Below are 892 nucleotides of genomic sequence, written 5' to 3' on the forward strand. Positions count from 1 at the left end.
CCACCCCCATGAATATGAATTAAGGTTGGTAATTTTTGACTTGTGCCAATTGGATAGTAAACATCCAAAGTATTCTCAATACCATGAGGACCATAAGAAATATCACGAAACTTCTCAATTGATGTAGGTTCAACTAGACCTGCATCTCTTTTAGCATCGCCTTCTTTAAATTCTTCACGCATTTTTTCAACATCAATTTTCATGAGGCATAACTCCTTCTACTTTAACTTCTTTTCGTTTAATCGAAACTGTTTTAATTGTCAGTAAGATAAATAATAATAGAAAACCTGAACCAGCAATGATCATACTAAAAGGGGAGATATATGTAAAAAGCGCATAAAAATATTATCGATATGATAACGCATCCATCACCTATTGTATAGTTTTAAAGATAGCATTTTACTTTCTTAGGGCACATTTTAAGTATACGCTACTTGACAAATTATTAGGGTACAATGTATGATTAAACCATCAAATGAAAAGGCTACCATTTTTAATGGTAAATAGCAGAATTATATTAGAGGAGAAAACAAAGTATGGCAGATAAAAATAAAGAAACTGCAAAATTTGTAATGGACCACATAGGTGGTCAAAGTAATGTAAACTCCCTAGTTCACTGTGCGACACGTTTAAGATTTCAATTAAAAGACGAGTCAATCGTGGATGAGGAAGCATTAAAAAATAATCCAAATATTTTGACCGCACAGGCAAAGGGTGGCCAATATCAAGTGGTTATCGGTAATAATGTAGCAAAGGTTTATGCAGAAATTGTCAATAATACAGATGTTCAAGCAGGTGGCACAACAGATGCTGATCCATCAGAAACAGCTGCAGACAACAACCGTGAAAAGAAACAGAAAAATCCTGTTTCAGTAGTCTTCGAATATATCTC

General features: G+C 33.9%; 1 protein-coding gene and 1 pseudogene. One reads left to right on the plus strand and one right to left on the minus strand.

Annotated elements, in window-relative coordinates; genetic code table 11:
- Positions 1-203 (minus strand): annotated as a pseudogene (locus tag ACRCJ0_RS16120) (alpha/beta hydrolase); the annotation flags it as partial.
- Between the two features lie 333 nt (positions 204-536).
- On the opposite strand from ACRCJ0_RS16120, the gene ACRCJ0_RS16125 reads away from it, so the two are divergent.
- The coding region (locus ACRCJ0_RS16125) for a PTS transporter subunit EIIB (protein WP_431391180.1) at positions 537-892 on the plus strand (356 nt) is incomplete at its 3' end.

Source organism: Aerococcus sp. L_32 (assembly GCF_050689315.1).